This is a genomic window from Rhizobium sp. BK289 (assembly GCF_014193575.1).
Lineage (GTDB): Bacteria > Pseudomonadota > Alphaproteobacteria > Rhizobiales > Rhizobiaceae > Rhizobium > Rhizobium tropici_C.
This window is the reverse complement of the sequence record NZ_JACHZO010000007.1, coordinates 226,591-251,450: the sequence shown is the minus strand read 5'-3', so window position 1 is coordinate 251,450 and position 24,860 is coordinate 226,591. Positions and strand designations below refer to the sequence as shown.

At 59.3% G+C, this 24,860-nt stretch carries 29 protein-coding genes; 14 read left to right on the top strand and 15 right to left on the bottom strand.

Annotated elements, in window-relative coordinates; all coding sequences use genetic code 11:
• Positions 1–81 precede the first annotated feature (81 nt).
• Both FHT84_RS15980 and FHT84_RS15975 read right to left on the bottom strand, forming a co-directional pair.
• Positions 82–258, bottom strand: a complete 177-nt coding sequence (locus FHT84_RS15980) for a hypothetical protein (protein ID WP_169644828.1) — start codon at positions 256–258, stop codon at positions 82–84.
• Positions 259–460: 202 nt separating this feature from the next.
• Positions 461–799, bottom strand: coding sequence for a DUF2147 domain-containing protein (locus tag FHT84_RS15975; protein WP_113250725.1), 339 nt, complete (start codon positions 797–799; stop codon positions 461–463).
• A 467-nt stretch (positions 800–1,266) separates the two neighbouring features.
• Here FHT84_RS15975 and FHT84_RS15970 point away from each other — a divergent pair, with 467 nt between their 5' ends.
• Positions 1,267–1,530, top strand: a complete 264-nt coding sequence (locus tag FHT84_RS15970) for a sel1 repeat family protein (protein WP_015339268.1) — start codon at positions 1,267–1,269, stop codon at positions 1,528–1,530.
• A gap of 131 nt (positions 1,531–1,661) precedes the next feature.
• On the opposite strand, the gene FHT84_RS15965 is transcribed toward FHT84_RS15970, so the two are convergent.
• Together FHT84_RS15965 and FHT84_RS15960 are read right to left on the bottom strand one after the other, a co-directional pair.
• Complete coding sequence (locus tag FHT84_RS15965; protein ID WP_113250724.1) at positions 1,662–2,774, bottom strand: pyridoxal phosphate-dependent aminotransferase; 1,113 nt, start codon at positions 2,772–2,774, stop codon at positions 1,662–1,664.
• 242 nt (positions 2,775–3,016) lie between these two features.
• A complete protein-coding gene (locus FHT84_RS15960; protein WP_183762979.1) occupies positions 3,017–3,769 on the bottom strand; it encodes an SDR family oxidoreductase in 753 nt (250 codons plus the stop codon).
• A gap of 97 nt (positions 3,770–3,866) precedes the next feature.
• On the opposite strand from FHT84_RS15960, the gene FHT84_RS15955 reads away from it, so the two are divergent.
• Positions 3,867–4,775, top strand: a complete 909-nt coding sequence (locus tag FHT84_RS15955; RefSeq protein ID WP_112342676.1) for an AraC family transcriptional regulator — start codon at positions 3,867–3,869, stop codon at positions 4,773–4,775.
• A 16-nt stretch (positions 4,776–4,791) separates the two neighbouring features.
• On the opposite strand, the gene FHT84_RS15950 is transcribed toward FHT84_RS15955, so the two are convergent.
• A complete protein-coding gene (locus FHT84_RS15950; RefSeq protein ID WP_181592364.1) occupies positions 4,792–5,190 on the bottom strand; it encodes a PilZ domain-containing protein in 399 nt (132 codons plus the stop codon).
• A gap of 310 nt (positions 5,191–5,500) precedes the next feature.
• On the opposite strand from FHT84_RS15950, the gene FHT84_RS15945 reads away from it, so the two are divergent.
• Positions 5,501–5,935 carry a glyoxalase superfamily protein gene (locus tag FHT84_RS15945; protein WP_113250722.1) on the top strand — a complete coding sequence of 145 codons (435 nt, stop codon included), beginning with the start codon at positions 5,501–5,503 and terminating at the stop codon, positions 5,933–5,935.
• Positions 5,936–5,999: 64 nt separating this feature from the next.
• Positions 6,000–7,367: an MATE family efflux transporter gene (locus FHT84_RS15940; RefSeq protein ID WP_113250769.1), complete on the top strand. Its 1,368-nt coding sequence runs from the start codon at positions 6,000–6,002 to the stop codon at positions 7,365–7,367.
• Positions 7,368–7,431: 64 nt separating this feature from the next.
• On the opposite strand, the gene iolB is transcribed toward FHT84_RS15940, so the two are convergent.
• From iolB to FHT84_RS15915, 5 genes are all read right to left on the bottom strand, one after another.
• Positions 7,432–8,229 carry a 5-deoxy-glucuronate isomerase gene (gene iolB / locus FHT84_RS15935; RefSeq protein WP_183762983.1) on the bottom strand — a complete coding sequence of 266 codons (798 nt, stop codon included), beginning with the start codon at positions 8,227–8,229 and terminating at the stop codon, positions 7,432–7,434.
• Between the two features lie 172 nt (positions 8,230–8,401).
• On the bottom strand, positions 8,402–9,319 hold the full coding sequence (gene iolE / locus FHT84_RS15930; protein ID WP_183762986.1) for a myo-inosose-2 dehydratase: 918 nt from the start codon (positions 9,317–9,319) through the stop codon (positions 8,402–8,404).
• A 66-nt stretch (positions 9,320–9,385) separates the two neighbouring features.
• The gene (gene iolD, locus FHT84_RS15925) at positions 9,386–11,236 is read right to left on the bottom strand and encodes a 3D-(3,5/4)-trihydroxycyclohexane-1,2-dione acylhydrolase (decyclizing) (RefSeq protein WP_113250719.1); all 1,851 of its coding nucleotides are present in this window, start codon (positions 11,234–11,236) and stop codon (positions 9,386–9,388) included.
• A gap of 25 nt (positions 11,237–11,261) precedes the next feature.
• Positions 11,262–13,196 (bottom strand): 5-dehydro-2-deoxygluconokinase, encoded by a 1,935-nt coding sequence (gene iolC / locus FHT84_RS15920; RefSeq protein ID WP_113250718.1) that lies wholly within the window; start codon positions 13,194–13,196, stop codon positions 11,262–11,264.
• Between the two features lie 178 nt (positions 13,197–13,374).
• On the bottom strand, positions 13,375–14,247 hold the full coding sequence (locus FHT84_RS15915; protein WP_113250717.1) for a MurR/RpiR family transcriptional regulator: 873 nt from the start codon (positions 14,245–14,247) through the stop codon (positions 13,375–13,377).
• 232 nt (positions 14,248–14,479) lie between these two features.
• Between FHT84_RS15915 and FHT84_RS15910 the strand changes: the two genes are divergently transcribed.
• The 10 genes from FHT84_RS15910 to FHT84_RS15865 all read left to right on the top strand — a co-directional run bounded on the left by FHT84_RS15910 (position 14,480) and on the right by FHT84_RS15865 (position 21,396).
• Positions 14,480–15,598, top strand: coding sequence for a Gfo/Idh/MocA family oxidoreductase (locus FHT84_RS15910; RefSeq protein WP_113250716.1), 1,119 nt, complete (start codon positions 14,480–14,482; stop codon positions 15,596–15,598).
• Between the two features lie 146 nt (positions 15,599–15,744).
• Positions 15,745–16,962, top strand: a complete 1,218-nt coding sequence (locus FHT84_RS15905) for an FAD-dependent oxidoreductase (RefSeq protein ID WP_113250715.1) — start codon at positions 15,745–15,747, stop codon at positions 16,960–16,962.
• A 417-nt stretch (positions 16,963–17,379) separates the two neighbouring features.
• Positions 17,380–18,123, top strand: a complete 744-nt coding sequence (locus tag FHT84_RS15900; protein WP_183762989.1) for a hypothetical protein — start codon at positions 17,380–17,382, stop codon at positions 18,121–18,123.
• Positions 18,124–18,125: 2 nt separating this feature from the next.
• Positions 18,126–18,683: a hypothetical protein gene (locus tag FHT84_RS15895; RefSeq protein WP_183762992.1), complete on the top strand. Its 558-nt coding sequence runs from the start codon at positions 18,126–18,128 to the stop codon at positions 18,681–18,683.
• The gene (locus FHT84_RS15890) at positions 18,652–19,248 is read left to right on the top strand and encodes a hypothetical protein (protein WP_183762995.1); all 597 of its coding nucleotides are present in this window, start codon (positions 18,652–18,654) and stop codon (positions 19,246–19,248) included. The genes FHT84_RS15895 and FHT84_RS15890 overlap by 32 nt, the downstream gene beginning before the upstream one ends.
• A 109-nt stretch (positions 19,249–19,357) precedes the next feature.
• Entirely contained in the window at positions 19,358–19,597 is a 240-nt protein-coding gene (locus FHT84_RS15885) for a hypothetical protein (RefSeq protein ID WP_183762998.1), read from the top strand.
• A 54-nt stretch (positions 19,598–19,651) separates the two neighbouring features.
• Positions 19,652–20,155 carry a hypothetical protein gene (locus tag FHT84_RS15880; protein ID WP_183763001.1) on the top strand — a complete coding sequence of 168 codons (504 nt, stop codon included), beginning with the start codon at positions 19,652–19,654 and terminating at the stop codon, positions 20,153–20,155.
• An 11-nt stretch (positions 20,156–20,166) separates the two neighbouring features.
• Positions 20,167–20,904: an SOS response-associated peptidase gene (locus FHT84_RS15875; protein ID WP_183763004.1), complete on the top strand. Its 738-nt coding sequence runs from the start codon at positions 20,167–20,169 to the stop codon at positions 20,902–20,904.
• Entirely contained in the window at positions 20,901–21,200 is a 300-nt protein-coding gene (locus tag FHT84_RS15870; RefSeq protein WP_183763007.1) for a hypothetical protein, read from the top strand. The genes FHT84_RS15875 and FHT84_RS15870 overlap by 4 nt, the downstream gene beginning before the upstream one ends.
• A gap of 1 nt (position 21,201) precedes the next feature.
• Positions 21,202–21,396, top strand: coding sequence for a hypothetical protein (locus FHT84_RS15865; protein WP_183763010.1), 195 nt, complete (start codon positions 21,202–21,204; stop codon positions 21,394–21,396).
• Here FHT84_RS15865 and FHT84_RS15860 read toward each other — a convergent pair.
• From FHT84_RS15860 to FHT84_RS15840, 5 genes are all read right to left on the bottom strand, one after another.
• Complete coding sequence (locus FHT84_RS15860; RefSeq protein ID WP_183763013.1) at positions 21,386–21,832, bottom strand: hypothetical protein; 447 nt, start codon at positions 21,830–21,832, stop codon at positions 21,386–21,388. The two genes, FHT84_RS15865 and FHT84_RS15860, sit on opposite strands and share 11 nt — an antisense overlap.
• 255 nt (positions 21,833–22,087) lie before the next feature.
• Positions 22,088–22,345 (bottom strand): hypothetical protein, encoded by a 258-nt coding sequence (locus tag FHT84_RS15855; protein ID WP_183763016.1) that lies wholly within the window; start codon positions 22,343–22,345, stop codon positions 22,088–22,090.
• Positions 22,342–23,241: a glycoside hydrolase family 108 protein gene (locus FHT84_RS15850; RefSeq protein ID WP_183763019.1), complete on the bottom strand. Its 900-nt coding sequence runs from the start codon at positions 23,239–23,241 to the stop codon at positions 22,342–22,344. The genes FHT84_RS15855 and FHT84_RS15850 overlap by 4 nt, the downstream gene beginning before the upstream one ends.
• A gap of 61 nt (positions 23,242–23,302) precedes the next feature.
• Positions 23,303–23,851 carry a hypothetical protein gene (locus FHT84_RS15845; RefSeq protein ID WP_183763022.1) on the bottom strand — a complete coding sequence of 183 codons (549 nt, stop codon included), beginning with the start codon at positions 23,849–23,851 and terminating at the stop codon, positions 23,303–23,305.
• A 1-nt stretch (position 23,852) separates the two neighbouring features.
• Positions 23,853–24,860, bottom strand: a complete 1,008-nt coding sequence (locus tag FHT84_RS15840; protein WP_183763024.1) for a hypothetical protein — start codon at positions 24,858–24,860, stop codon at positions 23,853–23,855.

Genomic DNA, 24,860 nt, shown 5'->3' with positions numbered 1-24,860 from the left:
TGTCAGGAGGTGGCCCGGATTCTCGCAGCTATTTTTTGCAGCCGCCTCGATGCCTGCGCGGGATCATCGCGCAGGCATTCGTCATTGCACCGTGGTGCAATAAGGCGCGCCGGTCTCTACGCAGGTGAAGCTTGCGCCGAAATGCGATTGTGCGCCGCTGCGGCCTGCGTGTTCGACCGCAACCGAGAAGCTGAATGCAAAGATGGCGGCAAACAGCATGATGATGACAAAACGCCGTGCCATGATGATCGAGTCCATGTCCTTGGCCCTACCCGTGCCCTATACTGGACACTGTTTTGCCATGGTCAGGCTGAACAGGTGCTGAGATACCGGTTCATCCGGCGTTCAGAAATATTACCGGTCTCGAATGGTCGCCTGCATGTGTTCGCAGGTACATAGAAGCAGGCCCGCCGACCAGCGGCGGGCGGGCCGATAGTATGGCGGATAGGAAATCGCCTTTTTACAACCTCGTCCAGGTCTGCGACTTGCAGAATATCTTGAGCACGCAGCCCCTCATCTTGACGCTGTTGCCGCTCACGGTGCCGGAGCCGCTATAGGTCTTGTTTTCGGAAGGGTCGGTGAGCTCGCCCGTATAGCTGCCGCCCTTGCCCTGCATCTTGCCGATCTGCTTGCCAGCATATTTGCCGGTCTTCAGCGTCACGCAATAGCTGTCAGAGCAAGGTGCAATGGCGGCGGTATCGCCCTCAACTGTTTTCCAGTTGCCGACGATCGGCTCCTCGGCAAAGGCCGCACTCGCGCTCAGCAGCAGCGCGGCAGCAAGAATAGTGGCACGGATCATAATGTTATTATTCCTCCCCAAGGTGCCATCCGGCTCCATGGCCGGGAACGTGGCGAGATTATCTAACGCGAACGTAAAGGTAAATACGGTCTTTGGCACGCAGATCTCCTGTCTCCAGGCTATCCATGCATCATCAGAACAAGGCATCGGGTTGAACTGCGCTGATTTTGTAGTGAACGAAGGGTTTAAATCCAAATCCTAACGGAAGGTTAAGCCTGCGCGAAAATCCTTAATTTGCAAGGGAAGCGATGTTTAACAAAATCCCAAGTTTACCAAGCATTTGCACTTTGTTTGCATCGAATTAATCATGCATTTTAGGCGTTTTTTGAAAGCCGTCTGCGATAGTGAAGCCATCAAACGAGCGGGGCAAACCCGCCGGCCGGAAGAACCGGAAAGCCGCGAATGACGGCAAGGTTCGGACGGAAAACAGGGCAGATACGAACAGAAGTCAAACAGGGATAATAGCAATGGCACGCTTCGAAACGCCGATGTCTGGAAATGCCATGATGGGTGGTAACAGCGCCGATGCCCTTTGCGAACTGGGCGTGAACTACGCGACCGGCAGGGGCTGCAATGCAGACCTCGTTGCCGCCCACAAATGGTTGAATATCGCCGCCATCCGTGGCAGCGAGCGCGCCGCTGAGCTTCGCGCCGACGTCGCCGCGACCTTGACCAAGATGCAGCTCGCAGCAGCGCTGCGCGCCGCCCGCGAATGGATGACCACGCACTGAAGCGGGCCAAACCGAATACGACGTACTGACCTTGAGGGAGGGGATGTCGGCGGACGAGGGAGAGGCGAACCGCCGAACGATGAAAACCGCGACCGGCCGGGACAAGGCAGGCGCGGTTTCGTCGTTTGGGCTTAACCGATCGCCTTCAACACTTTGGGCAACGCTTCGGCAAGCAGCTCCAGATCTTGTTTCGGGCCGACGCTCACGCGGATGCAGCGGTTGAGCGGCGCTACGCCGGGCATGCGGATGAAGACGCCATGCTGGATCAGCCCGTCGACGATCGCGCGGGCATAAGTGCCGTCGCGGCCGCAATCGATGGCGACGAAGTTGGTGGCGGAGGCGAGAGGCAAAAGCCCATTGTCGCGGGCGATCGTGCCGATCTCCTCGCGCGCAGCCCGGATCTTGCCGACCACTCCGGCAAGATAGGCCTGGTCCTTCAGCGCGGCGAGCGCCGCCACGGTCGCGAGCCTGTTCATGCCGAAGTGATTGCGGATCTTGTCGAAGGCCAGCACGGTCTCCGGCGCGCCGATGACATAGCCGACGCGGGCGCCGGCAAGGCCATAGGCCTTGGAGAAGGTGCGGGTGCGCAAGACATTCGGCAGGTCGATCAGGGTTGAGATATCAGGAAGCGAGCTGGCCGGCCCGGTTTCGCTATAGGCTTCGTCGAGGATCAGCAGGCAGTTGTCAGGCAATGCACGGGCAAAGGCGACGATCTTGTCGGCATCCCACCAGCTTCCCATCGGATTGTCGGGATTGGCGAAATAGACGAGCGGCGCCTTCTCGCGTTTCACTGCCTCGAGCAAACCATCGAGATCCTCGCGATCGTCGACATAGGGCACGGTGACGAGGCGGCCGCCGAACCCGGCGACATGGAAATTGAAGGTAGGATAGCCGCCGAGCGAGGTGACGACGGGCGTACCCGGCTCGATCACCATACGCGCGATCAGGCCAAGCAGGCTGTCGATCCCTTCGCCGACGGCGATATTGGCGGATTGAACGCCGAGATGCGCCGCCAGTGCTTGCTTCAGCTCGAAATTTTCAGGATCGTTATACATCCAGATATCGCCGGCGTTTTCGCGCATGGCAGCGATGACGGAGGGCGCCGGCCCGAAGCCGTTTTCATTGGCGCCGATACGGGCTTTGACCGTCAACCCGCGCTGACGCTCCAGCGCCTCGGGGCCGACGAAAGGAACGGTGGAGGGCAAGGCGCTGATCAGCGGCGTGAAGCGCGAGAAGGCGGACATGCTGGCTTTGTTTCCCGAATTCGGTTGCAGGGTGCGGCAGAATAGGCGCTTGGTGGGTGGTTGCAAGAGCGGAAAACCGTTCGTTTGCATTGCGCCATTTGTGCTCATCGCAACCGATGTAGGATCATCCGTTCGATAATCCGTGAAACAGAAGTAACGCGCTTCGCCAGACGGCTGCGTGTTCCCTCTAATGCAGGGCCGAATCGGAACGGCAGCAGCTTTTTGGCTGCCGCCGATTCCGGTTACAAACCTGCCTCGGCCATCCAGAGTTCAGCATCCGCGCCGCCCGGAATGCGCAGCGGGGCGGATGGATCGGTGGCTGCCCGCCACACTGCCTTCGCTACGTCGGGAGCATAGGTCACGGGGCCGGTGTCGTCCTGTACATTCTTTATGAATTGCTGGATCAAGGGCGCATAATCCGGATCGTCCAGGCCACGCAAATGTGGACGCGCATTCTCCCCAAAGCGAGTTTCCGGCGACCGGCCTGGCAGGACAATATGCACCCGCACGCCAAATGGCTCCATCTCTACCGATAAGGACTCGGTGAAGGCGTTCACCGCTGCCTTGCTCGCCCGGTTGATCCCAATCACAGGCAGAGTCTTGACCGTCACCGTGGAGGTGACGTTGACGATGACTCCAGCCCGACGTTGACGCATCTGGGGCAATACGGCCTGAATCATCGCCAATGTGCCGATCGTATTTGTCTGGAACAGCGACTGCACCGTCTCCGGCGCAGTCAGCTCGATTGGTGAGGGCGCTCCGAAACCGGCATTGTTGACCAATACGTCTATCGGACCGGCAGCTTTCACGGCGTCCGCGATGCTTGCCGGATTGGTGACGTCGAGCGCGAGAATACGCAGGCGTTCGGAAACCGGTAGCAGCTCGGGTTTGGGCGTGCGCATTGTCGCGATGACATGCCACCCTCGTTCGAAAAACAGTTTCGCGGTCTCCAGGCCGAAACCAGACGAGCAACCAGTAATCAATATCGTGGACATGAGCCTCTCCAAACAAAAGGAATGATGCCATGGTAGTGACCGCGCGAGAGACTTTATATATGCTATAGTCTCCCTTTCTTTAGCGTTAGTCCTGATTATGACCGTCGATCCCCTTGCCGAAATCGTCACGCTGCTGCAGCCGGCCGCACGCTTTTCGAAGCTGGTGGAATGCGCCGGCGCCTGGCGAATTCATCGCGAGGCCACAGGCCAGCCATTCTACTGCGCGATCCTTGAGGGGCGTTGCCGTGTAACGTTTGGAGGACATCAGCCTTTCATCCTCCGAGCCGGCGATTTCGTGCTCGTGCCGGCCATGCGCGACCTCGTCAACGAGAGTGTCGACGTACCGGCCGGTCTGTCCGCCATGGTTCCAACGCAGCTGAGTGACGGCCATTTCCGTGTCGGCCGCCTCGAAGGGCCGGCGGATATGCGCATGCGCATAGGGCATTGCAGCTTCGGTGCGCCGGATGCGGCCTTGCTCGTTTCCCTCTTGCCTGACGTAGTTATCGTTCGTGACGAGCCCCGACTCGCGACGCTGATGCAATTGGTCGGTGAGGAAACGCGCGAGCGCCGGCCGGCGCGCGAACTCGTGCTGGAACGGCTGCTGGAGGTGTTGTTGATCGAGGCATTGCGATCCGGCACGGAAACAACCGTCACGTCGAGCTTGAGTCGCGGCCTTGCCGATGAACGCCTAGCCGCAGCACTTCACGCAATGCATGCGCGTCCTGCCCATCCTTGGACTGTCGCGGATCTTGCGACCGAAGCGGCCCTGTCCCGATCGGCTTTCTTTGCGCGTTTCAGCCGCGTCGTCGGCCTGCCGCCAATGGAATATCTATTGGCTTGGCGCATGGCTCTTGCAAAGCAGCTATTGCGCAGCCGCGAATTGGGCATGGATCAGGTAGCTGAACGCGTTGGCTACGGATCGGCAAGCACTTTCAGCGTTGCCTTTGCGCGATACGCAGGAATGCCGCCTGCACGATATGCCCGCGGGGACGTGCGAAGCGATTGAGGACGTGAAGCCGAATTTATACCGGCCGCCTCTTGCCGCGTGCAGCCAGGGCTTCAACATTGCCGATCATGAAGTCGGCACGCACGACGCGACGCAGCGTTTCCGGTTCGATCAGGTTGATGAAGCGGACATGGACGCGGTTGCCGTTGCGGCTCGTTTCAGCGCAGGCGATGCGGTAGGCGAGGCCGAGGATGTTCAGGTAGTAGTGGCTCGGCAGGCCGACGGTCGTGGCGACGGTGAAGCTGGCGCCGCCGCGTGAGATGTCGGTAATTTCGGCGCTGCGCACGGAAATGCCGGTCAGGCAGGGACGAACAGCCACGAGACGCGCCGGCCTCTGGACATAGAACCGTTCCCAGCTTCGTTCGTAAACTTCGGATTTGACTTTCGCCAGATGCGTTGCGCGAAGCATTGTCATTCCCTGTTGAAGAACAGACCGAATTCATCTCGGTTACACCATGAACCTTGCACGGAGATTTTGCGGAAGCGTCAATTGCATTGGTAGAATTTTAACGGGTTCGTCTTTTGTGCCGATTTGACCGCATCTTGACAGCAAAACCAGCTTCGATCATACGGATTGACGGTTCGAGGCGCCTGCCGCTCGCGGATGAAAATCCAAGGTGAAGTCCTCGCTGTTTTAGGTCATAGCCATTCAGGGCATGCTGACTGACGGTAATGCGAGCCCCGTTTCACGGTCGTAAGTGCGTGCCTTAGCAAAGGCTGATCCTATGACGACGTATCCGTCCATAGATGAATTGAAGGCTCAGGCCCGGCGTCTGCGTCAGGCGATGGCCGAGCGTGGTGACGACATGAGCCACTCAACGGCGCTGGAACTCATCGCCAAGCAACACGGGCTGCGTGACTGGAACACGCTGTCGGCGCTTGCCGCAAAACCCAACGATGGGCCGGATGCGCCCTTCGATGTCGGCTCCGCCGTGCGCGGGCGCTATCTGAACAAGCCCTTCACGGGCAAGGTTCTGGCGATGTCGGCGAAGTCCGGCGGACTCTACAAGATAACGATCCATTTCGATGAACCGGTCGATGTGGTGGAATTCGAGAGCTTCTCGGCATTCCGTCAGCGCGTCAACGCCCAGGTCGATGCCGACGGCATTTCGCCGCGCAAGACATCGAATGGCATACCGCACCTGGTTCTCGATCTCTGACTTCATCCTTCATCATCAGACCGCTATCTTCGCCGCTTGCGAGCGATTCCGTCCGGATACCACCATGACGCACACCATCGAAAACAACATGTTTCTCACCGGCTGGCTGCCTGGCGTCTTTGCCAAGACAGCCGCACCGATCATCATCATCACGACAGTCAGCGGCCTGTTTGCCGTCGTCGACGCCTATTTCCTCGGGGTCTATGTTGGGGCCGACGCGCTGTCCGCCGTCAGCCTCATCTTTCCCGCGCTCATGCTGCTGATCACGCTGCAGACGCTGGTCTCGAACGGCATGGCAAGCATTCTCGCCCGCCGCCTCGGCGCCGGAAATCGAGCTGGGGCAAGATCGGTATTTACCGGCGCCCATACGCTGGCACTCGCCGTCGTGGTCGCAATCAACCTCATCTACTGGCTCGCAGGACGGCAGTTCATTGCCGTGGCTGCGGCAGGAAATGTCGGTGTTGCCCACAGCGCCGAGGCCTTCATGGGTGTCATGGTCGCTTTCGCGCCGATCAGCTTCTTCCTGTCGCTGCATCTCGATGGGCTGCGCTGTGAAGGAAAGCTCGGCTTCATGACGCTGGTGACTCTTGCCTCGACACTGCTGAACATCATGGCGAACTGGCTGCTGATGGCCGTCTTTCGGTGGGGTGTGGTCGGCTCCGCCGGCGGCTCGATCCTGGCGCAGTTCATCTGCCTCGCGATCGTCGTCATCTATCGCCTGCGTCGGCCGAACGGGCTTTGGGTCGACATGACGCTGCACGTTCGCGAGTGGCGCGGCATCTTCGCTTTCGGCGCACCGATGAGCCTCGGCTTCACCGGCATTTCGCTAAGCTCGGCGGCGATTCTCTTCAACGTCTCGATCTGGCACCACGGGGATTATGTCGCGACCGTCGGCGCTTATGGCATCGTCACCCGCGTCATGACCTTCGCCTATCTGCCGCTACTGGGCTTGAGCATCGCGCTGCAGACCATATCGGGCCACAACCACGGCGCGGCTCTTCCGGCGCGCGTCGGTTATAGCGTCCTGATCGCCCTGATCTCGGCTCTGGTCTACTGCGCCGCCGTCGAACTCGTCGTTGAACTCCTGGCGGGGCATCTGGGCTCGATCTTCGTCGCCGATCCCCTGATTGTCGCCGAAGTCGGCCGCATCCTGCCCTGGACGATCGGCGCCTATTTCCTCTTCGGCCAGGCGATCATCCTGTCGTCCTATTTCCAGTCGATCGGCGATGCGAAACGCGGCGCGATCTTCGGCCTGTCACGGTCTTACCTCTTCACCCTGCCGCTGACATTCCTCCTGCCGCTCGTCTTCGGCGAACGCGGGATCTGGATGACGCCGATCTTCGCGGAAATGGGGATGATCCTGCTGACCTGGCTGGTGCTGTCGCGCAATGCCAGGGATCGGAAATGGCGCTACGGCTTGTTGCCGGCGTAAGAATGGAAAAGGCCACGCTTTCAGGGCGCGGCCTTTTCGACTCTGAATCGATGTCAGGCGTTATTCAGGACTTCAGCAGCCACTCGTGCTCCACGGCATTGTGGAATTTCCAGATGCGCTTCGGGCCGGCCATAACGTTGAGGTAATAGAGGTCGTAGCCGTGGCAGGCGGCGCAAGGGTGATATCCCCTAGGTACCAGCGTCACGTCGCCATCCTCCAGCACCATGACTTCGTCCAGCGACCGATCGTCCGCATAGACGCGCTGAAAGCCGAAACCTTGTGGCGGGTTGAGGCGGTGGTAGTAGGTCTCCTCCAGGAAGCTTTCGTTCGGGAGATTGTCCTGATCGTGCTTGTGCGGAGGGTAAGAGGAGGTGTGCCCGCCCGGCGTGATCACTTCCACGACGAGCAGCGAATGCGCCGCGCCATCATCTTCCGGCATGATGTTGTTCACGTAGCGGACGTTGGTGCCCTTGCCGCGCGTCAATGCCGGGTGCGTGCCCGGCGGAATGGCGCGGGCTTCATAGGAGCCGCCTCCCGGTGCCGAGCAGACGGCCAGTTCCAGATCGGTCTCGGCGGTTACCGACCAGCTTGAGCCCGAGGGAATATAGAGCGCGTGGGGCGCGCCTTCAAACGGGCTCATGCGACCACCGAGCGAGCCGAAATCCTTCGTACCCGCCTTGGCGCTGCCCTTGCCGCTGACCCAGACGAGACAGACCTCGCGATCGCCGGTCTCCCCCGAAGCGGTCTCGCCGGGCTTCAGACGATAGAGGTCGAAGCCGACATAGGTCCAGCCGGCGCTTTCGGGCGTAACATGGGTGACGCAGCCATGGGAGCTGTCAGGTTTGACCTTGAGATTGGGCATGGTTCTTCCTCCATTGCTTGGAAAACGCTCCTCGCCATCTTTCAACGGGGCGAGGGGCGCTCATCTCTCGAGCAATTCCAGGAAAAGTGCGCAGCGGTTTTCCGTTTGGAATTGCTAGATAACAAAGAGCTAGAGCGTTTTCGCGATTCGAAGAAAAGCGGAAGCGCTCTAGCTATCCCTTGGGAAAGCCTTCTGTTTCCACGGTGTAGCCTGCCGCCGTCATGACGCGCATCAGCTCGGCATGACCGATCTCCGCCATCTTCTGCGGCGGCGCCTTGCGCGGATCCTGCTCGGCCTCGACGACGAACCAGCCTTCATAGCCGTAATCGGCGAAGCGCTGGACGATGGCGCCGAAATCGAGCGAGCCGTCGCCCGGCACCGTGAACGCGCCGAGCGCAACGGCATCGAGGAAGGACTGCCGGCTGCGATCCAGCCCGTCGACGACGGACTTGCGGATATCCTTGACGTGGACATGGTTGATGCGGGCGTGGTGATTGTCGATGGCGCGCAGCACGTCACCGCCGGCAAAGGCCAGGTGACCGGCATCGAGCAGCAGCGGAATGCCTTCACCGGAATTGCGCATGAAGGCGTCGAGTTCCGGCTCGGTTTCGACGACGGCCGCCATGTGATGGTGGTAGGAGAGCGGCATGCCCTGGTCGGCACACCATTCGCCGAATTCGGTGACGCGGTGGGCATAGGCCTTCATCTCGTCATCCGAAAGACGCGGCTTGGTGGCGAGCGGCTTGGAGCGGTCTCCCTGGATCGAGCGGCCGACTTCGCCATAGACGATGCAAGGCGCATTGACGGCCTTGAACAGCTCGATCATCGGCGCGATGCGATCTTTGTTGGCGGCAAGCTCCTCATTGACCAGCGTGCCTGAGAACCAGCCGCCGCAAAGCGTCACGTCGGCGGCGCGCAGGATCGGCAGCATCTCATCGGGGTTGCTGGGGAAGCGCCGGCCCTGTTCCATGCCGGTGAAGCCGGCGCCGCGCGACTGGCGCAGGCATTCTTCCAGAGATACGTCGTCGCTGAGCTCCGGAAGATCGTCGTTCCACCAGGCGATGGGCGACATGCCGAGTTTGGCCTTCATCAATGGTCTCCTTGAAAAGCTAATTGGAGGAGCCGAAAGCTCCTCCAGAAAAATGACGGAAATGGATCAGCCGATGCGCTGGGCGGCGCGGGCTTGTTCATAGGCGGCGCGGGCCTTGTTGACCTCGGCGCGCGGGCTGACCTCCGGGACCGCGACGTCCCACCAGTGGCCGCCTTCGTCCGTGGTGATCAGCGGGTCGGTGTCAATGACGATGACCGAGCTGCGGTCGTTCTTCTTCGAGGCTTCGATGGCCTGTTCCAGCTCGGTGATGGAGGAAACCTTGACCGCAATCGCACCCATACTGGCCGCATGCGCCCGGAAGTCGATCTCCGGCATCACCTCGAAGCGCGCATCCTTCAGGAGATTGTTGAAGTTCGCGCCGCCGGTCGCCATCTGCAGGCGGTTGATGCAGCCATAGCCGCGGTTGTCGAGGAGAACGACCGTGATCTTCAGGCCGAGCATGACTGATGTCGCTAGTTCGGAATTCAGCATCATGTAGGAGCCGTCGCCCACCATGACGACGACATCCTTCTCCGGCCGCGCCATCTTGACGCCAAGGCCACCGGCAATTTCATAGCCCATGCAAGAGAAGCCATATTCCATGTGATAGCTGCCGGGCGCCGTCGCCGGCCAAAGCTTGTGCAGTTCGCCGGGCAGGCCGCCAGCTGCGCAGACCAGAATGCTGTCCTTGCCGCCGAGCGTACGCGTGACGGCGCCTATGACCTGGGCGTCGGAGGGCAGGGTGGCATTGGTCGTCGCAGTCGCCTTGGCGGCAGCCTCCATCCAGATCTTCTTTTCCCGCGTCGCCTTTTCGGCAAGTGATGCCGGCGCGCGCCAGCCGGTCAGGCCGGCGGAAAGCGCCTTCAGTCCCTCACGCGCATCCGTCACTAGCGGGTGACTGTTGTGCTTTAGCGCATCATAGGCCGCGATATTGAGGCCGATCATGGCCAGCTTCTCGTTCTTGAACAGCGCCCAGGAGCCGGTGGTGAAATCCTGGCAACGCGTGCCGACGGCGATCACCAGATCGGTATCCTCGGCGATGGCATTGGCCGCCGATGTGCCTGTCACGCCGACAGAGCCGAGCGCGAGAGGATGCGTCTCGTCGATGGCCGATTTGCCCGCCTGCGTGACGACGACGGGGATGTCATGCGCTTCGGCGAAAGCGGCGAGTTCCTTCGTCGCCTGCGAATAGAGCACGCCGCCACCGGCGAGAATGACCGGCTTTTCCGAGCGGCGGATCAGCGAGATGGCATTGGCAAGTTCGTCTGCATCCGGCTGCGGGCGGCGCTGCGTCCAGACATGCTCCTCGAAGAAGCTTTCGGGATAATCAAAGGCTTCGGCTTGCACGTCCTGGCACAACGAAAGCGTCACCGGGCCGCAATCGAGGGGATCGGTCAGCACCTGCATGGCGCGCTTCAGAGCCGAGATGATCTGCTCGGGGCGAGTGATGCGGTCGAAGTAGCGGGAGACCGGGCGGAAGGCGTCATTGGCGGAAACAGTGCCGTCGCCGAAATCCTCGATCTGCTGCAGCACCGGATCGGGCGCGCGGTTGGCAAAGACGTCGCCCGGCAGGAAGAGAACCGGAATACGATTGACATGCGCAACGCCGGCGGCAGTCACCATATTCAGCGCGCCGGGGCCGATGGAGGTCGTGCAGGCCATGAAACGCTGACGGAAGCTCGCCTTGGCATAGGCGATGGCGGCATGGGCCATGCCCTGCTCATTGTGGGCGCGGAAGGTCGGCAACTCCTCGCGCACCTGATAGAGCGCCTCGCCGATGCCCGCGACATTGCCGTGACCGAAGATCGCCCAGACGCCGCCGAAGATCGGCTGCTTCTGTCCGTCGATGATGGTCATCTGCTTCTTGAGGAAATGCGTGACGGCCTGCGCCATCGTCAATCGGATCGTCTTGCCCATCGGGCGCCTCCCAAATGCTTGATTCTCACAGACCGCGGGTTTCAAGCCACGCCGCGGTCAATTGCCGGAAGCGGCCGGTCATGTCGGCAATCGCTTCCTCGTCGTTCATGCCGCCCGAGAGCCACGCGCGGGCCGCATCGGAGAAGATGGTCCGCCCGACGGCGAAGCCCTTGACCGAGGGCGCCGCCAGGGTCGCCTCGAAGCTGCGGATCAGTTCCTCTGCCGGCGCCTCCAGGCCGAGCAGCACGATACCGCGGCACCATGGATCATTTTTGGCAATCACGGCATCGATTTTTTTCCACGCAGCCGCCGATTCCTGCGGCTCCAGCTTCCACCAGTCCGGCTTGATGCCGAGCGCGTAGAGCTCTTCCATCGCCGTCGGGATCGTGTCGTCGGTCAGCGGTCCGTTCTTGCCGGCGATGATCTCGACCAGCAGTTCGCGGCCGACCTTGCGCGCGGCTTCGAAGAGCGTGCGCAGCTTCTCCTGCTGCTCCGCCTTCAGTTCTTGCGGATCGTCAGGATGGTAGAAGCATAGGCATTTGATGCAGTGATGGAGCGGCCATTCGACAAGCTGCGAGCCGATATCCTGGCTGAACTCGAATTTCAGCGGCTTCGATCCCGGCAGTTCGACAGGGCGGCCGATCCAGGAGAAATTCTTGGTGGCGGCATCGAAGAAGGCGTCGCGCCCGAAGCGCTCGTCGATCAGCATGCCGTAACCTGGACGGCCGTCGGCCACCCGCGCCGCCGCCTCGACGGCCAGCCGCTTGAAGGCGACGATCTTGTCATGGCCGATGCCCAGTTCATCGCAAACACTGACGAGCTGCGAGCGATGATCGATCGCAAGCGCCATCAGTAGCGGGATTTCGCCGCCGCGGCGGGTCGTCGCCCAATGAATGTGGTTGATCGCCTCGTCCTTGCGCAGCGCCCTATGCTTGCTGCCCGTCTTCAGGAAGAAATCGAGCTCCGTCCAGGTCGGGTATTCCGGCGAGCAGAGCAGGCGGGAAACGGCAAAGGCGCCGCAGGCATTCGCCCAGGTGGCGCAGGTCTTCAGTGGCTCGCCGCGCAGATAGCCACGCAGGAAGCCTGACATGAAGGCGTCGCCTGCACCGAGAACGTTGAAGACCTCGATCGGGAAACCCTGGCCGACAATGCCTGCTTCAAGGTCGTCGGAGATCGGGCCTTCATAGACGATGCAGCCCATGGCGCCGCGCTTGAGCACGATGGTCGCCGGGGAGAGGCGGCGGATTTCTTTGAGCGCGCCGAGCACGTTGTCGACGCCCGAGCCGATCATGATCTCTTCTTCCGTGCCGACGATCAGATCGCAATCCGGCAGCGTCTCCCTCATCTTCGAGGAAACGCGATCCGATTTCACATAACGCTCGAAACCTTCGGCATGGCCGGCGAGGCCCCAGAGGTTCGGCCGGTAATCGATATCGAAGATCACCTTGCGGTCGTTGGCCTTGGCGATGCGGATCGCCTTGCGCTGGGCGGCTTCGGTATTGGGCTTGGAGAAATGCGTGCCGGAGACCAGAACGGCGCCCGCGGACTTGATGAAGCCTTCGTCGATATCGTCTTCGTTGAGCGCCATATCGGCGCAGTCGGACCGGTAGAAGATCATCGGCGAGACGCCTTCGGCCTCGACCGCCAGCAGGACCAGCGCCGTCAGGCGCTCCTTGTCCGTCTTGATCCCATCGATCGCCACACCTTCGCGCGCCGCCTGTTCGCGGATGAAGCGGCCCATCTGCTCGTCGCCGACACGGGTGATCAAGCCGGATTTGAGGCCGAGACGCGCCGTGCCGATGGCGATATTGGCCGGGCAGCCGCCGACCGATTTGGCGAAGGAGGCGATGTCCTCCAGCCGCGAGCCGATCTGCTGACCATAAAGGTCGACGGAGGAGCGACCGATGGTGATCACATCGAGTTTTGTCTCCGGCTGAGCGCCAGGATTGTCGTGTGCCATGATGTCCTCCCGTCGGGGCATTATCTCTTCGCTCCACAGCTTGCGTCGAGATCATGCGTCATTGAAAGTGCCGGTGTTCGTTTCGTTCCGGTTGCGATGGATCGGGCAGCCATCTCCCGTAGCCGTGATCCTGATCGTAGTGAAACATTGGTTCCGAGATTTTGTCAATTCGGAATATTTATTCCATTTTCGTTTTGTCTGCTTTTATTGCGCCTTTTCGCCGGCGTTCGGCAATGGCGACGGGAAAGGCCATGATCAGCGCCATCGAAGCCGATAGTGAGCGGAAGCCGGCAAAGTCGGACTCGGCCACCTCGAACCAATGGGTTGCGCAGGCGGTGAGCGGGGAAAAGGCCGAATCGGTGATGGCGATGACGGGCACATTGCGCGAGGCGAGATCCTGCGCCTGCGCCAGACTGTCGGCGGCGTAGGGCGAAAAGCTCGCAGCGATGGCGGCGTCCTTCTCCGTGGCGAAACGGGTGATCTCACCGTCGATGCCGTTCGGCGAGGCGACGATCTGGTGACGTATGTTGAGCTTGGAAAAGGCATAGGTCATATGCGCCGTCAGCGGATAGGAGCGGCGCTTGGCGATCAGATAGATCGTCTCGGCCGCGGCGAGCACGTCGACGGCTTTGGCGAAGGTGTCAGTCTCGATGGTTACGGCGAGCTTGTTGACGGATTGGCTCGCCGCAGAGAGGAAGCCGGAGAGAATGCTGGCCTCCTCGTTCTCTACTGCGGAGCGTTCGAGCGTTACCAGCCGCTCCTCGTAGCTCAGTGTCCGGTCGCGCAGCCTTTCGCGGAAGATACTCTGCAGGTCGGAGAAGCCCTCATAACCGAGGTGATGCGCCAGGCGCACGAGCGTGGAAGGTTGAACCTCGGCTGCGGCTGCAATGCTTGCCGTTGTGCCGAAGGCGATCTCATCGGGATTGCCCAACGCGAAGGCGGCAACCTGGGCCAACCGCTTCGGCATGGCATTCTTGCGCTCTATGATGGTGCTGCGCAGGCTTTCGAAGTCGCGCGGTACCTTGGTCTGCATCCCGATATTATTGTCCATGCGCCATCCTTAAGCTCCCCAACGCCCGCAATGAAACAAACGTTCCATATTTCCAACGATACCGGATTTTGAATCGTTCGGCACGAATAATTTTAAGGTCATGATTTTAAACGTGTAAATATGAATTCTTATCTGCGGAAGAGATGTCGATGCCATGAGTGCGCTTGTCAAAACGGTCTAAATATTCCAAAAATCGCGCGACTTCGGGAGCGGATTTGAGGAGGAAGGGCAAATGAAGCCGTTGGGCGTTGGATTGATCGGCACCGGTTACATGGGCAAATGCCATGCGCTGGCATGGAATGCGGTCAAAACCGTATTCGGCGATGTCGCGCGGCCGCGTCTTGTGCATCTTGCCGAAGCCAACGCCGAGTTGGCGAAGGCGCGCGGCGACGAATTCGGCTTCGAAAAGGCGACGGCCGACTGGCGCGAGCTCATCGCAGATCCTGAAGTCGACATTGTCTCGGTCACGACCCCCAACCAGTTCCACCCGGAAATGGCGATCGCAGCCCTTGAAGCCGGCAAGCATGTCTGGTGCGAAAAGCCGATGGCGCCATCCTATGGCGATGCCGAACGCATGCTGGCTGCGGCCAAGGCCTCGGGCAAGGTCGCCATTCTCGGCTACAACTATATCCAGAACCCGGTCATGCGCAACATCAAGGCACTGATTGCAGAAGACGCGATCGGCGCGGTCAATCACGTCCGCGTCGAGATGGATGAGGATTTCATGGCGGATCCGAACGGCCTCTTCTATTGGAAGAGCGAGCTTGCCTCCGGCTACGGCGCTCTCGATGATTTCGCCGTGCATCCGCTTTCGCTGCTCTGGTTCCTGTTCGGCCATGTCGAGGCTGTCATCACCGATATGATGAAGCCCTATGCCGAGCGGCCGGTGAAGGATGGCGGGAGACGCGCGGTCGAAAACCACGATCTTGCCAATGTGCTGATGCGGCTCGGCGGCGGCATCTCCGCCGTGCTGATGGCCAATCGCTCGGCCTGGGGCCGCAAGGGGCGGATAGCGCTGCAGATCTTCGGCTCCAAAGGCTCGATCTCCTATGACCAGGAGCGCATGAACGAATTCGAGCTCTATCAGGCAGAAGGCAGGGAGAGTGAACAGGGCTTCCGCAAGGTTCTGGCTGCCCCCGCCCACAAGCCCTATGACCGTTTCATCCCGGCGCCCGGCCATGGCCTTGGCTTTAATGATCTGAAGATCATCGAATGCCGCGAGCTGATCCGTGCCATATCCGGCGAGGATGCGTCGGTCGTGGCTTTCAAGGATGGGCTGCGAATCGAGAAATCGGTGCACGCCATGGCCCAATCTTTCCATGAACGGCGTTGGGTCGAAATATCAAGCTGAGCCCGTCGGCCTAACTTTCTCCCGATCCGGGGCGCAGGGTCAGCCGTGATTGACGCTTGCAGGCGCAAGCGCTACCCCTGAGGCTCAAATGCGTCCCGCCGCATTCGTTCGGGTTGGATCGCTATAGTAATAATGGAGTACGGATCGTGACGGGCAGATTGGTCATAGTCGGGGCCGGGCAGGCAGGTTTTGCGCTCGCCGCCAAATTGCGTGGGCTGGGTGATTCGAGGCCGATCACCATCGTCGGCGCTGAGGAAAGCCTTCCCTACCAGCGGCCGCCGCTGACCAAAAAGTACCTTCTCGGCGAGATGACTTTCGATCGCCTGCTGTTCCGGCCCGAACATTGGTATGCCGACAACAATGTCGAGATTCGCGTGTCGACCTGGGTCGAGCAGATCGATCGCGCCGCAAAGCAGATCATCATGCAGGACGGATCGAGACTGGATTACGACACGCTGGCGCTTGCAACGGGCGCGACGCCGCGTCGCCTGCCGCCGTCCGTCGGCGGTGCGCTGGAGGGCGTCTACCTCGCCCGTGACAAGCGTGACGCCGACCTGCTTGCCGGCGAGATGCGTCCCGGGCGCCGGGTGCTTATCATCGGCGGAGGGTATATCGGCCTTGAAGCGGCCGCCGTCGCACGCCATCGCGGCCTCGAAGTGACCCTCATCGAGATGGGCGACAGGATCCTTCAGCGTGTCGCCGCCAAGGAAACCGCCGATATTTTCAGGGCCATTCATCAGAAGCATGATGTCGTCATTCGCGAGAAGACCGGATTGAAGCAGCTCATCGGCCGCAATGGCCACGTTGCTGCCGCGGAACTTTCCGACGGTTCTACGATCGATGTCGATTTCGTCGTCGTCGGCATCGGCGTTGCGCCCAATGACCGGCTCGCCAAGGAAGCCGGCCTCGAGGTCGGCAATGGCATCGTCGTCGATTCGTTTGCCCGTACCTCCGATCCCTCTATCTTCGCCATGGGCGATTGCGTCGAACTGCCGTGGGAGGGTGGGCGAATCAGGCTCGAATCCGTACAGAATGCCGTCGATCAGGCCGAAGCCGCGGCGGGAATCATAGCCGGCAACGGAAAGGCCTATGACCCGAAGCCGTGGTTCTGGTCGGATCAATATGATGTGAAGCTGCAGATCGCCGGTTTTAATCTTGGTTACGACGAGACATTGCTACGGCCGGGCGCCCGCGAGGGCGCAGCCTCCGTCTGGTATTTCAAGCAGGGTCGTTTCATCGCGGTCGACGCCATAAACGATGCAAAGGCCTATGTTACCGGCAAGAAGCTGCTGGAGACCGGCGCGAATCCATCCAGGGAGGTTCTTGCCGACCCGGCCGCGGATTTGAAGCAGCTGCTGGTCTGACGTAAATTCAGATCTGCCGGACCATGCTTCGGCCGGCAATCGCCTGTTGCTGAATCATGGAAAGAACGTACACAAGCGCGAAAAAGCGCTTGCGTCGATAAATGAATGGCCCTATCAGGGCCGCACCGGAGAGGTGGCCGAGTGGTCGAAGGCGCTCCCCTGCTAAGGGTCGTAATTCAAAGAGCGTGATTTGAAATTCATATATAATTTTCAATGGCTTGTACGGTTTATAATTAGTATAAGCAAAGCTTCTTTGCGAATAGTTTGCGGCGGGAAGACTGGCATAGGCATGTTCGGTCAATCGGATAGATGTGCCGCTTACTTCCCCGCCTTGCTTGGCTCCGAAACACACCTATGTTTAACACTTGCCATCGAAAATAGGGCGTTCTAGAAGTATGCGAAACTTCAGGGTGTAATATGCTTGAAAGCGCCGCCTCGCTGCAGCTTGTTTGGTTTACGACCGGTGCGGAGCTAGCTTCGCCGATGCATCTATTTCATGAGATGTTTGGTCGTGATCCTGACGCATTTCAAAAGCTACAGCCGCCGCAGGCGCCGTTCCCGATGACTATGCAGGCATTTGAGGATAACGGGGTAGAGCACAGGCTACATTCGCATCCAGGTAGAATCGACTACCTTATCTCTGGAGTGCAGCGAACCCACGATATTCCTCTGCTTGAAGCGAAGCCGGCCGAGCTTGTGGGGGAGGCGCTAAAGGTTGCGGCCCGAGGCGCGCAAGACATAGGCAACATTAACCGAGCGGCTGTTATTCTCACATTATCCAAGAAACTTGGATCCTCCAGTGAGGCATCGGATTTTTTCACGAAGCTATTTGGTGGGGTAGTAGATTTTTCCGGAAGTATCGATCTGCAGTTTCAGATGAACCGGCGCATAGAAGGTGGCCTGGAGGGCACTGACATCAATCGGTTGCTGAAATGGGTCTGCAACACCGTACAAGTACAGCAGGTGGTAAATCTTCCGGGAACGTTCGGTCAGACCCTGGCGAGCGAGCTGGTAGAGTATCTCCAGCTTAACTATATGATAGACGTGAATAGCGCAGTATCCGCATCGATCTACCAGCCATCTCAGCACCAGGCCATCTTCTCGAAATTGGCGTCTGTTGCATTGGATCAGGTTCAGTTTGCGAAAATTCAGGATGTCTAACAATGTTTGTCGAGTGGAAGTTTGACGTCATTGATGTGAGCAGTTCGGCAGCTGGTCCAGAGCTGAAGGATCTGGTGCCTTTTGCTATGCCAAGTCAAAATGTTGGACCTCGTAAGTTTGAGAGCAGATTTCGCTCTGTTGACCGGAGTACGTTTGTTCTGGATTCCAGTTTGATCTTGGAAATGGCAAGGAACGCGACCTACGTTGGCCTCTTTGGCGCCTTGTCGAAACTGCATGCCCTGGACGATGAAGATCCAGCGGCGATCGATGCAGAGACCTTCAACAAAGCGAATATCGTGCTTTCACTACTTGCATCTAAAGCTGCCGAGCCGCCGCAGATATTCTCGCATGGTGGGGACGCGGCCGTCTTCAGTTGGGGTGACTCGGACGGCGTTAAATACATAACGGTCAGCGGCGACTGTGCTGTTTTCGCGCGCAGAGACCGAGGATCAAAACCTGTCACGGTCGGCGTGGCGGACATGTCTGAATCGAATGCGGCAGAATTACTGCCATACGTCGGGGTAATTCGTGACGGCTCCAGCACAAATCCTATCCGCTGAAGAATTTGTTGCGCGGTGTGCTATTAACCCACGCTTCCTTTATCCAAAAGATAAGCGGTTTTCGAGCTTATATCTGCTCGATTTTAGAAAGCCGAAGGGTACTTCAACCCATGTTACCTCTGTGGGTTGGAGAAAACTGTTGCCAAGTGAGGATGAGGTGCACGCATATGGCTGCAGGAGCGCCGCGTCTTCCAATGCGAACAAAGCGGAACCGCCGGTACCGCTAGAGGGTGCTGCGCACTATATTGGCTTTTATGAGATGTCGGTGAAAGACGGCTTAGACGAAGCTAACGATGTCTACGACGTTCATGTCGAGCAAGTAATTGAGAACGGTGAAGAAGCTCATTGCCACATCGTGCTCAGCGAGCGCCCGGACCTGACGAAGGAGCAACAGAGGCTCAAGAGCGCGAAGAGGACAGACATTCTTTATGGCATCTGGGAGAAGATGACCGGTCCCTTCCGCCATGTCTGCGAATGTGACAAAGACTATAGCAAAGAACTTTCCGCTATAGTTCTACCACCTCCAGGCACGCCAGATGATCATTCCCTCGCAAATGAAAGCTGAGCGCTGTAGCTGCAGCAGTGCCATCTCAAGGCAAAAAAGAGGATTTCAGGCGGGATATTGACTCTTCCTCAAAATGAGAACATTTTGAGAACAAATTGAGGAAGACGCCATGAGTACTGCCGAGAAATTCATTGTTCTGCCGTATCGAAAGAACCGTGGCAACCTTGTGCCGGGTGAGATGCGCCAGGCGACCAGCATTCCATCTGCGGAGAAGATCGCGGCCTCCATGGCTTCGCGATTTGTCGGCGTTGCGGCTTATGCCGTCATGGTCGACGAAGAGACCGGCGACATGTCGTCGCCGCGATTGTTGGCAAAGCACGGCGAAATCGCCGACCTGAACGCCGCCTGAGATAGACAGAAAACATGAAGAGAAGGCTCGCCGCGCTGCGGCGGGAGCGGAGACGTGCGCAACGTTGAACCTGCCACTTCCCCACCAAACATGCTCGCAGATCATAAGGGGGAAACGGTCGATTTTATCTGCGAGGACTGCGAGATCCTGAAGCGCATAAAGCCGGCCACTCTCTTGGAAGAGCATGGCAATCAGACGATGCCGTCGCTTCTTTCGTTGGTCGCGAAGTCGCTGGGATGCAAACGCACCGAGAACGCCTTCTATGATCGATGCAAGATGCACTTTCATTTCTCGCCCGACGAATGGGCGAGGCGGATGGGCTACATCGATCCGAAGGCGCAGAAGAAGGATACGCTCAGCTTTTCCGATTTGAGGGAATGGCATAGGCTTTATGCGCATTGCCCGTGCGGGAGGAAAAGCGAGGTCGAACCGAAGAGGCTGGAAAAGGTGCTTGGGACGAGAGCGCCGATCGCCGACGCGGCGCGGCTGCTCAGGTGCAAGAAGTGCGGCGTCAAGGGGATGGCAAAGATTGTCGTTGTCTCGCAGGCAAGAGGGTAGAGGAGTCTTGAATGTGCAACCTTTATAATGTCACGACCAATCAGGAAGCCATTCGGCAGATCTCGAGAGCGATGATCGACAGCATCGGAAACCTTGAGCCCGAACTGGACCTCTATCCCGATCAGATGGCGCCGATCGTCCGGAACACGCCGGCCGGCCGAGAACTGGTCAAGGTCCGCTGGGGATTGCCGTCGTCTCAGAAGGCGCAATTGGACGCGGCAACCAAGCGCGCCGACAAGCTTCGCGCCAAAGGCAAGGAAGTGAACTTCGACGAGCTTCTGAGGATGGAGCCAGATGGCGGAACGACGAACGTCCGCAACACCTCGAGCAGACATTGGGCGCGATGGCTTGGCGTGGAAAACCGATGCGTCGTGCCCTTCACGCGGTTCGCCGAGCCGGACCCGGCAAGCAAGGTCGAGGGAGGAAGGACGCCGAATGCCTGGTTTGCAGGCAGCGCGGATGAACCGCTGATGTTCTTTGCGGGGCTTTGGGTGCCGCAGTGGCGATCCGTGAGGAAGGTGAAGGAGGGAGAGATAACGGTCGATCTCTTTGGCTTCCTGACGACGGAGCCGAATGGGGTCGTCGCGCCGATCCATCAGAAGGCGATGCCGGCCATCCTTCGCAATCAAGACGAGGTCGAGACGTGGCTTACCGCGCCATGGCAGGAAGCGAAGGCGCTCCAGCGGCCGTTGCCAGACGACGAACTGGTGCTGTTGCCACCCAGGAAAACCATAGGAGAAGTACAATGATCGCTAGTCGCGTCGAGAGATTGGAAAAGACGATCGTCGAGCTAGATGCCCGCTGTCTTATGCATGATTTCCTCATAGGCCATCTGCTCGGGAGCCTCGGATCTGCATCGGGGGATATACGAGGATTTACGAATGCTGTTATCCAACAGGTCGGGCTTGATATCCGCGACAATGGAATGCGCGCCCTCGGCACGCCAGATGCACAACGGTTCGCCGATGCGCTAAAGACTTTGGAGTATTTCTCAGAATCGCTGCTAGGCTCTATGGACCGGGCGATTAAAGGACAAATGAACTGAGATGAGCGACGAAACCAGTGCGGCGCCCTTCCAAACGCCGTCGGCCATGCATGAGCATTATTGCGAATATCCAGACTGCAAGGCATGGGGCGGCTTCGGCTATGACATCGGCAAGGGCGAGACAAAGTGGTTTTGCTTCGAGCATCGCTGGCTGGACTATCGCCAGCCTCGATATGGTGATCGCCCTACGGTCTGACGATCGGCGTTCGAAACAACGTCTTGTCGGCCCTTCCTTGCATATCCTCCAGCTTTGAGCTGAGAACCTGAACCTGCGTTCCAACCTTGTTGATGCTGTCGATCGCGGTGTCCAGCTTGCCGCCGAGTGATTCAACGACGCGATCGATCCTCGCATTGGTCAGCTCTGTGGCCTTCTTGTTCTCAGCCGCAGCCTCCAACGACCTCGTCGTCTGAAACGAGAGCGGACCGATCTGCGAGACCTGCTGGACGGTCGAGTCCAGCACCTTCTGCGTCCGCTCCTGCGCGTTGCGGACGTCGGCGATATCGCGGTTGAGGCTCACCCAAACCCCGCCGATGGCGAAGGCATTCATAAAGCCTGCGCCGATGATCGCGGCCAAATGAACCGGGTTCAGGCGCGGCTTCTCGATCTCAATCTGCATGGTATCCTCGCTCATTTTCCTGAAGTGCCCCCGAAAGCCCTGGAATGCCTAAACTGAGTGCCACGCCAGCAGCAGAAGCGCCGCCAGCGTGGTTGATGTCGCAAGAAAGCCGATGATTTGCCCGATGGCTGCCAACGTCATTTCCGACACAGCGGATCTTTGCCGCACTGAACGTTGTGGGCTGCGACCTCGCGTGTGAATGGCTCGTCATTCGCGAAGATGAAAGCGCGTGTTTTCGCGTTGGGATGCAACGCCGCATAGCCGGCGCCGTCACTGGCACCCGTCGTCGCGCCACACCCCGCCGATAGCCCGGCAAACATCAGGGCGAGACATAGTCTTGACCTTCGCATCGGTTTCGCTCCTTTCCTCGATCTGGTTGACAATGGCGGTCTTCGCCTCATGTTCGGCCGACGCGGAACCATCCGATCGGCCTTTCATGTAGATGGCAGTAACGCCAAGCAGGATGCCGCCGACCACAGCCAACGAAATCCAGTTTTTGCTGAAAAAGACGCCGAGAACCCCGATCATGCGGCCACCGCCTCGGGGCTCTGCGCGCCGGCCGCCTGTGCGATCGTGGGTAGATCGAGGACATCGGCCCGCTTGTTTTGAACCCGCTTCGCATACCAGCGGTACGCGGCGCCGCCGCCCACGAGCGCGATCGAGGCGACCGTCATCCACATAAGCGCATGATCGATGAACGTGCTCGATCCGGCATACTGCGAAAGCTGGTCCTTGGCTGACGCGATGTAGCCGGTAACGCCGGCGCCAGCGAAGCCGGAACCGGTCGTGCCGTCCGCGATAGCGAGAACCGGAGCAGCCTTGGCATCCGAGATGAACGCTTTCGCCTGGCCGCCCTCGACGAAGGAAAAGGCCGGGTCAGGGCCGACAGAGCCGGAAGCCCAAACTTGCCCGGTTTTGAGCACGGCGGCGCAACGGGACGACCATCCCTTGCCGAAGTACTTCCATGTCTTCAGCGCTTTCAGGAAAGCAAGGCGCCGTTCCATGATGATCTTGATCAGGCTGTCGTCATCATTCACGCCGCCGGCCGCCAGGATGGTTCCCTGACCGCAAAGGCCGTCGATGGCGCCCTGATAAAGGCCGAGCTGTTTCAACGCCCGCTGAAGCCATTTGACCGCCTGCGAGACACCGGAATTAACCGTGCCGTCAAAGAGGACATAGGAAACGCCGGAACGAAGCTTGCCGCAGCTTGCCAGATCCCAATAGCGAGAACGGTAAATGTCAGAGACTTCGTTATCGTTGATCAGCTTGACAGACTGCGTGGGGAGGCCCTTCGCCGTACGGTATTCGTTGTAGACCCTCTGCGTGATGCCTTTGTTCGTGGCGCCGCCCGGATCATTCGGATTGTTGGTGAAACCTCCCTCGCTGATGAGAACCTTCGCGAGAGAACGTGCGAAATCGTCCATAGGGTTGCTCCATGGATTGGGTTGAATGGGATTTAAGGAGAGAGATTGACGCCGGAGGCGATCAGGCTTCCGGCCAGGTCAGCGGAAACTGCGTTTCCAGCTCGGCCATGAATTCGGCAATGGTTGGCTGCTCGCGTTCGCCGGCCTGCACCTTGTCCAGTTCGGCATAGCAATAAGCCCAGATCTGATCGCGCCAGGCGATGAAGGCCTGCGCCTCGGCCGACCATGCCGCATTGCTGCTGCCGGCATAGGTCGCGATAGAGACTGCATTGTCGTAGCGGCGCTCCTGCGCCTTGGCATCGAGCATGCGGGTGATCGCCGCAGTATAATCAGCAAGCGTCGGAATTGGCGGCGGCGGAGTGTATTCGACCAGCTGACCATTCAGCCACTTTCGACAACCAGCATTCGAAAGGAATTCCATCCATTGGCTGTCATCGATCTCGATCGTTCCGGCCGGGATGGAGCAATCAGGATTCGGCTCTGAGCCGATTACAATGGCTTCACCATCATCATTTGCCCCATAGACGGGCCGCGTGCGCGAACCGTGGATATCCTCGGCATAGAAGGCCACCGGCAGACCATTTGCGTCAAACATTGCGAACTTTGTCATTTCACCAACCTACTGCAAGCCAATAAAAGGGTTCTGGTGCCTGCCCAACGCCGCCGGCTTGAGCATAACGTTTCAGGAAGGAAGTTCCCGTGCGGGACTGAGTGGCGGTCGTGAGCGAATAGAGAGTGTTTGCGGGCGCTGCGGCATTCATCGTGGCTCCGACGAAGGCCAGATTTACCGGAAAAGCGATCGGAAACGTGATCGCGAAGTCCGTCGATGTGGTGGATTCATATCCCCATTGAAAAATCACACCGCTCGGAAGGCGCTGATATCCACGTGCGACAAGGCTTTGCGTCGCACCGATCGTCGCATACACGGCGCCGCCTGAAGTATCGTCGAGGATTGTTTTCGCGAAGGCGGAGACGCCGAGTGTCGATAATGCGGTGGATGCGTCTACATCATCCAGCAACGTCTTTGCAAAGGCCGAAACGCCAAGCGTGCCAAGCGCAGTGCTGGCATCCGGATCATCGAACAGCCCCTTGATAAAGGTTGAAACCCCGAGCGTGCTAAGCGCGGTCGACGCGTCGGCATCATTCAGCATGCCTTGAATGAAGGTAGAGACGCCGAGCGTTGTTAAGGCTGCAGCTGCATTCGCATCACCGATCAAGCTCCGCCCAAAGCCGGTTAGATCCGCTAGCGCTGCAACATTCGCCCCCGTGAAGTAAGGCATCTTGTCAGCAGCCGGCGTCAAGGCGGAGAGCGCTGCGATGGGCGTCGACTTCAACTGCTGCAGGATCTGCGCCAGGGCGCTTGAATTGGCGAGCACCTGGCGATCATAGGCCGTATCTGGCGTTAGAGCATAGGAATAGGTGCCGCTCGTCCCTTTCCATGCCACATCAGCGGTAATCTGCGTATCGCTGGTGACGGCCGAGAACGGCAGGGGATTGCCGGCCGCTTCGGGATAGATGATGCCGCCGACGATCAGCGCTGTCTGCCAAGCCGTGCCGGTCCCGTTCACAACCTTCGAGCCGTTGATGAGGGTAATGGTGCCTGCTGTGTAATTCGCCAT

Excerpts from the sequence above, each read along its gene's own strand:
- FHT84_RS15900 (WP_183762989.1), top strand. The coding sequence starts at position 17,380 with ATGCTTGAAAGCGCCGCCTCGCTGCAGCTTGTTTGGTTTACGACCGGT.
- FHT84_RS15845 (WP_183763022.1), bottom strand. The coding sequence starts at position 23,851 with ATGACAAAGTTCGCAATGTTTGACGCAAATGGTCTGCCGGTGGCCTTC.
- FHT84_RS15910 (WP_113250716.1), top strand. The coding sequence starts at position 14,480 with ATGAAGCCGTTGGGCGTTGGATTGATCGGCACCGGTTACATGGGCAAA.
- FHT84_RS15960 (WP_183762979.1), bottom strand. The coding sequence starts at position 3,769 with ATGTCCACGATATTGATTACTGGTTGCTCGTCTGGTTTCGGCCTGGAG.
- FHT84_RS15965 (WP_113250724.1), bottom strand. The coding sequence starts at position 2,774 with ATGTCCGCCTTCTCGCGCTTCACGCCGCTGATCAGCGCCTTGCCCTCC.
- FHT84_RS15980 (WP_169644828.1), bottom strand. The coding sequence starts at position 258 with ATGGACTCGATCATCATGGCACGGCGTTTTGTCATCATCATGCTGTTT.
- iolC (WP_113250718.1), bottom strand. The coding sequence starts at position 13,196 with ATGGCACACGACAATCCTGGCGCTCAGCCGGAGACAAAACTCGATGTG.
- FHT84_RS15895 (WP_183762992.1), top strand. The coding sequence starts at position 18,126 with ATGTTTGTCGAGTGGAAGTTTGACGTCATTGATGTGAGCAGTTCGGCA.
- FHT84_RS15970 (WP_015339268.1), top strand. The coding sequence starts at position 1,267 with ATGGCACGCTTCGAAACGCCGATGTCTGGAAATGCCATGATGGGTGGT.
- FHT84_RS15855 (WP_183763016.1), bottom strand. The coding sequence starts at position 22,345 with ATGATCGGGGTTCTCGGCGTCTTTTTCAGCAAAAACTGGATTTCGTTG.
- FHT84_RS15870 (WP_183763007.1), top strand. The coding sequence starts at position 20,901 with ATGATCGCTAGTCGCGTCGAGAGATTGGAAAAGACGATCGTCGAGCTA.
- FHT84_RS15865 (WP_183763010.1), top strand. The coding sequence starts at position 21,202 with ATGAGCGACGAAACCAGTGCGGCGCCCTTCCAAACGCCGTCGGCCATG.
- FHT84_RS15955 (WP_112342676.1), top strand. The coding sequence starts at position 3,867 with ATGACCGTCGATCCCCTTGCCGAAATCGTCACGCTGCTGCAGCCGGCC.
- FHT84_RS15850 (WP_183763019.1), bottom strand. The coding sequence starts at position 23,241 with ATGGACGATTTCGCACGTTCTCTCGCGAAGGTTCTCATCAGCGAGGGA.
- FHT84_RS15945 (WP_113250722.1), top strand. The coding sequence starts at position 5,501 with ATGACGACGTATCCGTCCATAGATGAATTGAAGGCTCAGGCCCGGCGT.
- FHT84_RS15975 (WP_113250725.1), bottom strand. The coding sequence starts at position 799 with ATGATCCGTGCCACTATTCTTGCTGCCGCGCTGCTGCTGAGCGCGAGT.
- FHT84_RS15915 (WP_113250717.1), bottom strand. The coding sequence starts at position 14,247 with ATGGACAATAATATCGGGATGCAGACCAAGGTACCGCGCGACTTCGAA.
- iolD (WP_113250719.1), bottom strand. The coding sequence starts at position 11,236 with ATGGGCAAGACGATCCGATTGACGATGGCGCAGGCCGTCACGCATTTC.
- FHT84_RS15950 (WP_181592364.1), bottom strand. The coding sequence starts at position 5,190 with ATGACAATGCTTCGCGCAACGCATCTGGCGAAAGTCAAATCCGAAGTT.
- iolB (WP_183762983.1), bottom strand. The coding sequence starts at position 8,229 with ATGCCCAATCTCAAGGTCAAACCTGACAGCTCCCATGGCTGCGTCACC.
- iolE (WP_183762986.1), bottom strand. The coding sequence starts at position 9,319 with ATGAAGGCCAAACTCGGCATGTCGCCCATCGCCTGGTGGAACGACGAT.
- FHT84_RS15860 (WP_183763013.1), bottom strand. The coding sequence starts at position 21,832 with ATGAGCGAGGATACCATGCAGATTGAGATCGAGAAGCCGCGCCTGAAC.
- FHT84_RS15885 (WP_183762998.1), top strand. The coding sequence starts at position 19,358 with ATGAGTACTGCCGAGAAATTCATTGTTCTGCCGTATCGAAAGAACCGT.
- FHT84_RS15875 (WP_183763004.1), top strand. The coding sequence starts at position 20,167 with ATGTGCAACCTTTATAATGTCACGACCAATCAGGAAGCCATTCGGCAG.
- FHT84_RS15940 (WP_113250769.1), top strand. The coding sequence starts at position 6,000 with ATGACGCACACCATCGAAAACAACATGTTTCTCACCGGCTGGCTGCCT.
- FHT84_RS15840 (WP_183763024.1), bottom strand. The coding sequence starts at position 24,860 with ATGGCGAATTACACAGCAGGCACCATTACCCTCATCAACGGCTCGAAG.